The organism is Halopseudomonas pelagia CL-AP6 (assembly GCF_000410875.1).
GTDB lineage: Bacteria > Pseudomonadota > Gammaproteobacteria > Pseudomonadales > Pseudomonadaceae > Halopseudomonas > Halopseudomonas pelagia.
This window is the reverse complement of record NZ_AROI01000060.1, coordinates 1-6868: the sequence shown is the minus strand read 5'-3', so window position 1 is coordinate 6868 and position 6868 is coordinate 1. Positions and strand designations below refer to the sequence as shown.

Genomic DNA, 6868 nt, shown 5'->3' with positions numbered 1-6868 from the left:
CCTTCGATGCCCATCGGCGGGTGAAGTGGGCTAGGGCGCAGGAGCCGGAGGCTATGGTCTGCGCCGGGCGAGAGATTGCTGGGGGAAACTCAGATGTTTGAAATTCGCCATCTCGACCCGCAGCAGTACCGCCAGCAGACGCGCAAAAGCACACTGATCGTGGCTGTGGTCTTTGCTGTGTTGGCGATGTCGTTGTCGGCTCTCGCGGTCGCCATGTTCGGCAGCCCGGAAGTCAGTAATTTCCGTTGGAACCTAGCTGGCGTGCTCCTGGGACTGGCCATCGCTATAGCACTGGTGCGCAATGTGTTCTGGACCCAGCCGTGGATGGCGGCGGCCGTGTATGGTTGGCAGCTAAAGCGCAGCCTGATGAGTGTTACCAATGCCATGCATCAGGTGGAAGCGGGCGTGAAAGCCGGTTCGCCAGAGGCCATGAAGCTACTGCGCTTCTATCATCTGGGTCTGGGCGAAATGCATAACTTGGATGGCAATCCGCAGGCATTGAATGATCTTGGCGGGCAGATCGACAAGCATCGAGAGGCGATGCTTGAGATGGGCCTGTCTATCGATCAGTACCAATTGGATCCTGCCTGGCTGGACACACTGCAGCAGAGCGCAGGTGGCCCTTCAACCTGAGCTGTCGGGTTGCTCCAGGCGCCAATCATGTGCCGCAGTAAGTGCGAGCCACTACCTGTTCAGGTGTTGGTGGGGTGGCGTAGCGGGCATCGGCAGCGTCGTAACGGCAGGGTTCCGCCAGGCGCTCCACCAGGCGATGGAATGGCGCAAGATCATGGTCATCAACGGCCGCTCTGATCACCTCTTCGACCAGATGATTGCGTGGGATATACGCAGGATTCAAGCGGAGCATGTGCTGCTGGCGCTCACGCGCATCGACGGAGTCACTTGCCAGTCGAGCTTCCCACTTTGCGACCCAGCTGCAGAGACTATCCGGCACCTCGGCAAGATCGGCCACGCTGTCGCCATCGTATCCGCCCGGCGCAGCAAGCTCGGCGAGGCGGCGGAAGGTCAGGGTGTAGTCGGCATTCGCCGCAGCCATAAGCTGCAGCAGTTCCTCTATTAGCTCTTTACTGTCTGCATCAGCTTGGCTCAGACCGATTTTGCCCGCCATCACGCCGTCATAGGCGCGCTGGTACTGCTGCACGTAATCATCAAGGGCCTGTTGGGCTTCCTGCACTGCCAGTTCCTCATTCTTATCAATCAGCGGCAGCAACGCGCGCGCCAGCCAGGCCAGGTTCCACTGGCCAATGCCTGGCTGGTTGCCGTAAGCGTAGCGGCCGCCGGAGTCGATCGAGCTGTAGACGGTGTTGGGATGATAGTTGTCCATAAAGGCGCAGGGGCCGTAGTCGATGGTCTCGCCTGACACCAGCATATTGTCGGTATTCATCACGCCATGGATAAATCCCAGCTGCTGCCACTGCGCAATCAGCTCTGCCTGCCGAGTAATCACGGCTCGCAGTAACGCGGCGTAAGGGCGTTCGGCGTCGGCTGCCTGTGGGTAGTGGCGGGCTATGACATGGTCAGCCAGGATTTTCACCGCTTCAAGATCGTTCTGTCCGGCGAAGAACTGAAAGGTTCCGATGCGAATGTGGCTGCTGCACACGCGGGTCAAAATGCCGCCAGGCAGCATGCCCTCACGCATGACGTACTCGCCCGTGGTCACCGCGGCGAGACTGCGCGAGGTGGGTACGCCCAGCGCCGCCATCGCCTCGCTGATCACATATTCACGCAGTACCGGCCCCAGCGGTGAACGGCCATCACCGCCACGGGCGTAGGCGGTGCGTCCGGCACCCTTGAGCTGAATGTCGTAGCGCTTGCCATCCTTGCCTATCACCTCGCCCAGCAGCGTGGCGCGGCCGTCACCCAGGCGCGGATTCCAGCCGCCGAATTGGTGGCCGGCGTAGGCCATGGCGATGGGCAGAGATCCGGGTGCCACTTCATTCCCTGCCAGCACCTGCAGCCCAGAGGGTGACGCCAGCCAGTCGACCGATATGCCGAGCTGTTCGGCGAGCGCCTGGTTGATGCGGATCAGTGCGGGGGACTTAACCGGCGCGAGCTTTTGCTTGCTGTAGAAATGCTCCGGCAGCAACACGTAGCTGTTATCGAACTGGGGGCTGTTGGTACGAGATTGAGTCATGAGTCTCCACTGGATGGCTGGCGCCGATAAGGCTTAACGACGGGCTCAGTATAGCCTGAGAAGCAACGCCAGAGCTGAGACTGGATCAGGTTGGGTGTGCCCCGGTCTTGAGCCATATCAGGCTTAACACATCTGACGCTGGCAACAACGAGGTTGGTGTCCGGGATTAGTAGACCACTACAAATTGACTTAATGCTGGGTGGCCTGCTTTCATGTTGCCGGAAAAGGATCGATCGTTTTGCAAGGCAAGGCGCTTTTATCAAAGATAAGGAACTACCCATTCTCAGCTTGAGGTAGCGTGCCAGAAGGACGGTTAAAGCCACGAATATCAAAGAAATTCTGACCTGTAAGAGAGCGCGCTGCTCTTTGCACACTGCTCAGCACTTGTTTGTCATGCACAAAAAATGCGAAAAGCTCTGCTATCTCAACTGTCAAGGGCTGGGGCTGTAGCCACTCCGAAAGAAGTGCGTACCAGACTGTTAGCTGTTGCCGGGTACCGGCAGCCCTAGTGCCGTATCTCTCCAAACGAGTCTTCATGCTTTTCGCTTCATCGTTGACCTCTTCTAACCAGCCTAGCTGTTGATGCAGCTCTGTTCGACGCTCCCGGATTACATTAATCTTTTCCACGCGCACTCGTCTTTGGGCTGCTGATTCGCTTGTCAGCCCAAAGAACCCGGATCGCGGCCACGTATCGGGGTACTGACTACGATGCAAGGCGTCTTCCTCATCTTGCAACTCGGTCAGTTCCGCTCTGTAATCCTGCCAGACATTCGCCAGCCAGCGAATGTAATAACGCATGTGCAGGATGAAACCATCATGCCCAGGCTCCTGTCTGCCGATTTGACGCTGATAATGTCTGACCAAGCTATAAGCGCTTTGCTGGTTCGGAGTTTTATCGTTAAAGATAAAAAGCTCTGCCGTTCTAAGGTCGGTATCGCCAAGGCGATCAATCGGAATTAGTGCAACCCCTGCAGCGAAAGCTGCGCGATACATTCTGTGCAAACTGACCAGAGCCAGTTCATTACTGAGCTTTTGTTCTCCCTGGGCGAGACCTCCACCAATATCTTCACTGACCCCAGGCATAAGCTCCTCATGCCATTGGCGTCGTCGGTCCCCAAGCAGCCGGGCACGGCGATAAAAACGACGTTCATGGGCCGCCACTATATGTAGCAATCCTTTTACCTTCGGATGAATCAGGCCTCCATCGTCAACATCATTGGTGTTCGGCCGAAAGAACTCTAATGGCCCCAAATCTGCCGCAGTGCGATCAACCGCATCGAATAGCCCGGCGAAAACGACTTCTAGCCTAGCATTACGATAATAGCGTTCGCCCTCGCGCTCCTGAGAGCGCTCCAACAGTTCATGAACAAAAGCACGAGCAAGGGTTGCCCCAAAATCGAAACCGAATATTGATAATTTAATCGTGCGCAGTGGGATATCTGTCTGTAAACCAGTAATTGTAGTATTCAGCTCGGCGATGGCGCCCTCTAGCCGTACATCTACACCCGTTTTCAGCCAATGGGCTGACCAGCTCGAATCCCGTATCGGTTCAAATACTTCGGCAGCCGTATTGATCGCCATATTTTTGAAAACCTTCAGCGCGCTCTGCGGCTTTTCTTTGAGACTTGCCAAGTCGCGCTTTAAGCGTTGCCACCAACTACGACCGTTCAGGCTATCCTTGGCTGCTTCAAGAGCTTGATCTACTGCCACGCTATCGGGAATATTCGTTGCTTCAGACTGCCCCCGATTAAGCACACCCCCAGCTCGTACACTCAGCGAGGTATCGTAGCGTGCACCCAGACCGCTTAAATAAAAGGCACGATAGGAATCAAGCTCACTATCATGTTCAGAATCCATATGAGCTAGAAATAATCGGCCAATATTACTGACACGCTTTGCCTGTAGATCATCATCGAGATGTTTTGCAAAACCGTCGAAGAAAAAACCGATATGCAATGTCCGTCCACAAATAGGCGTTACATTGCCTGGGAACCGACTGCGCGAGCTGATCGCCTGGGCTTGTAACAAGCTATCACAATTCATTCCTTGGTCTCCTGGGCACGCGCCTGTTTAAGATGCTCATAGGGGGAGTCGTGGTTTGGACTCCAAACCATGCGTACTTCATTGTCAGGAAAAAAATGTACATGTAGGTAATGATCTTCGCGCCCTCGAACCGGGTTAGCCATTGCCATCTCATGGCGCTCTTCTTCCAGCCCCTGTTCGGCTTGGGTCTTGGTGCGACTTACGATCCACGAAACCTTTAAGCTGTCACCAGAAATCCTCCAGCAGCAGGTTACTTTCCCGCCACCATTGGCGCCTGCGTTACCACCCCAGCTGTCATTGACCCAGTAACTGAAGATTGGTCGGTCAGTATGATTATGAATATATAGAGCTGCATTGGCAGGGCGTTGATACTGCCAGGCCAGAAGACTGCCGATTAAGATCAAAATGAATGCGACGACTAGCGACCAACGCAAGTACGGGGCCAGACTGCGCCAATAACCTTTAAGTGTGCTCATGCAAAATCTCCTTCCAACTTACTGCTAAGCACGTCACTTAAAGCAAGTCCTTGCTCGACCACTTTATTCAAAACCTCCGGCCAGTCCGTAGCGTGATCTAGCCGGCTCTCCTGTAGCAGAGAAAGTGTTGCAAATAGAAGTTGGTCATCCGGATGATTTAGGCCAGATTGACGTGCGCAGTTCAGTGCTTTCTTAACTTGGATTAACTTATCTCCATGGCAGCTAGATAGAAATACAGCTGGAGCGCTAGCCTCTATTTGCTCCAGCAGTTCTAATGATTGTTGGTCAACCGCAAGGGCTTCAAGCAGGGGCTCGTCTAGAGCGATGCATTGATATTCTGGCAAAACGTCCCATTTTCCGCCTTCGAAATGTTGTACGTTATTACCATCCTTGACCCACCAACGATTGATCGGGCCAAACAGGCTTGCATGCCAACTGCAGTCGTTACGCGTATGCAATGCTGATATCACTCGAGGCGTGTAGGTTCTTAGCAATACAGTTTTTCCATCAGGCAACTTGGCTACCAATGTTTGACTTAGATGCTGGCTAAGCTTCTCAGCGGGTAAAAAACTCGATATCCAGCCGACAACGGCTTGCGAACCCAATGCAGACTGTAAGCTAGCTAGTTCAGTTGAGACATCGCTATCGAGACTGACCAACCAAGGCCCTTCGTTTTGCAGATGTTGGAACGCACCTTGCTGCATAAGCGGAAGTCTAGGTCGTAAGCAACTTGCCCATCGAGCATGCATTTCATCGGTTGAAATAGGCTGCTCCACAATCGCATAGTGATATTCAATCAAGACTAATCCCCCAACAGCATAGGCTGGTTCTGCTTGAGCGCTTTCCGCCAACACTCAAGGCATATATTTTGTGGCGCGGGCAGCGTTCGTACTAATACTTCTGGTCTCACCTGACTCTCTTGCAATTGCGTAGATCCCGGCAGCAGTGGCGCAGCGCCAGAGCCTCTTCCCGCCGAACCACCAGCGTTCTGCCGAATCGTCGGACCCACTACGGTAACGCCACTGGCGTCGATCTTGATAAAGCTTCCGTTGGCTTTTAGCGTCAGTTCGCTACCGGCTTCGATCACCATCTTCTGTCCAGCCTTGAGGTGAATCTCGCGACCTGCTTTGGTCAGTTGTGCAGTACCCAGTTTGATATGTTGGCTGGTGCCCACAGTCAGGTGATCGTTGGCCTTGATCTCGGTTTTGCAATCAGCATGGGTGGTGTGGTGTTCTTCGGCCATGCATTCCGAGTAGCTGTTGGCTTCGACGCGGTCGTGGCGTTCGTTGCCGACGCGGATCTTCTGGTCGTTCTCGATGTTTTCATCCCAGTCGCGTTGGGCGTGCAGGTAGATCTGTTCTTCACCTTTCTTGTCTTCGATGCGCAGTTCGTTATAACCATCGCCGCCACCCCCCGGTGCCGTGCTCAGGGTTTTGAATACGCTGCGGGTTTTGTTGGCAGGCAGTTCGTACGGGACGGGGTGGGTCTTGTGGTACAGGCAGCCGGTAACCAGGGGTTGGTCTGGGTCACCTTCGAGGAAGGTGATCAGCACTTCCATGCCAATTCTTGGTATGGCGATACCACCATATTGGTTACCAGCCCAACTGGAGGAGACTCTGAGCCAGCAACTGGTCTGGTCATCGGCCTGACCTTCGCGGTCCCAATGGAACTGGACTCTGATGCGGCCGTATTGGTCGCAGTGGATCTCTTCACCTTCGGGGCCGGTGACGACGGCGGTTTGGCTGCCGAGCACTGTGGGTTTGCGGTGGTTTAGTTGCGGTCTAAAGGGGACATCCCAGGGAGTCGCGGTGAACTGGTTGCGATAGCCCTGAGTGAAACCGTCTTCAGCTTTGACATCACTAGTGACCGACTCTTCAAGTACCTGCGGCTGCTTTCCTTCGTGATGCAGGCCGGTGATTAGCCACAGGTCATTCCAATCGGTTCTGGGGTGTTCTGCCAAAGTCAGAAAGTGGCCACTGATCAGCGTGGGTACATCACTCTTGCCTTCGGCCAGGCGATAGTCGCTGCGGTGGCGCTCCAGGCTGCGTTTGGCCAGATGCTTGCCGCGGGCGCGTTCGCTGAACAGGCCGGGGTAGTCGTAGTCTTCCAGGTCGGGCAGTGGTGTTGGTGGTTGTTCGCCTTCAACTGGCTGTTCGGTCTTGTGCGCGGCTTCCATGAGTAGATGCGGCTTTTCGAA

General features: G+C 54.7%; 6 protein-coding genes. 1 reads left to right on the top strand and 5 read right to left on the bottom strand.

Features of this window, described 5'->3' with window-relative positions:
• The first annotated feature begins 93 nt into the window (after window positions 1-93).
• Window positions 94-633, top strand: coding sequence for a DUF3087 domain-containing protein (locus K787_RS0121385; protein ID WP_028615187.1), 540 nt, complete (start codon window positions 94-96; stop codon window positions 631-633).
• 25 nt (window positions 634-658) lie between these two features.
• On the opposite strand, the gene K787_RS0121380 is transcribed toward K787_RS0121385, so the two are convergent.
• The 5 genes from K787_RS0121380 to tssI all read right to left on the bottom strand — a co-directional run.
• Window positions 659-2152 (bottom strand): protein adenylyltransferase SelO, encoded by a 1494-nt coding sequence (locus K787_RS0121380; RefSeq protein WP_022964826.1) that lies wholly within the window; start codon window positions 2150-2152, stop codon window positions 659-661.
• A 273-nt stretch (window positions 2153-2425) separates the two neighbouring features.
• Entirely contained in the window at window positions 2426-4195 is a 1770-nt protein-coding gene (locus tag K787_RS24120; protein WP_022964825.1) for a T6SS phospholipase effector Tle1-like catalytic domain-containing protein, read from the bottom strand.
• Complete coding sequence (locus K787_RS0121370) at window positions 4192-4671, bottom strand: DUF3304 domain-containing protein (protein WP_022964824.1); 480 nt, start codon at window positions 4669-4671, stop codon at window positions 4192-4194. The genes K787_RS24120 and K787_RS0121370 overlap by 4 nt, the downstream gene beginning before the upstream one ends.
• Complete coding sequence (locus tag K787_RS0121365; protein WP_084672241.1) at window positions 4668-5471, bottom strand: DUF4123 domain-containing protein; 804 nt, start codon at window positions 5469-5471, stop codon at window positions 4668-4670. Before K787_RS0121365 ends, K787_RS0121370 begins: the two co-directional genes overlap by 4 nt.
• 2 nt (window positions 5472-5473) lie before the next feature.
• On the bottom strand, window positions 5474-6868 hold a 1395-nt coding region (gene tssI, locus K787_RS24115), incomplete at its 5' end, for a type VI secretion system tip protein TssI/VgrG (RefSeq protein ID WP_022964822.1).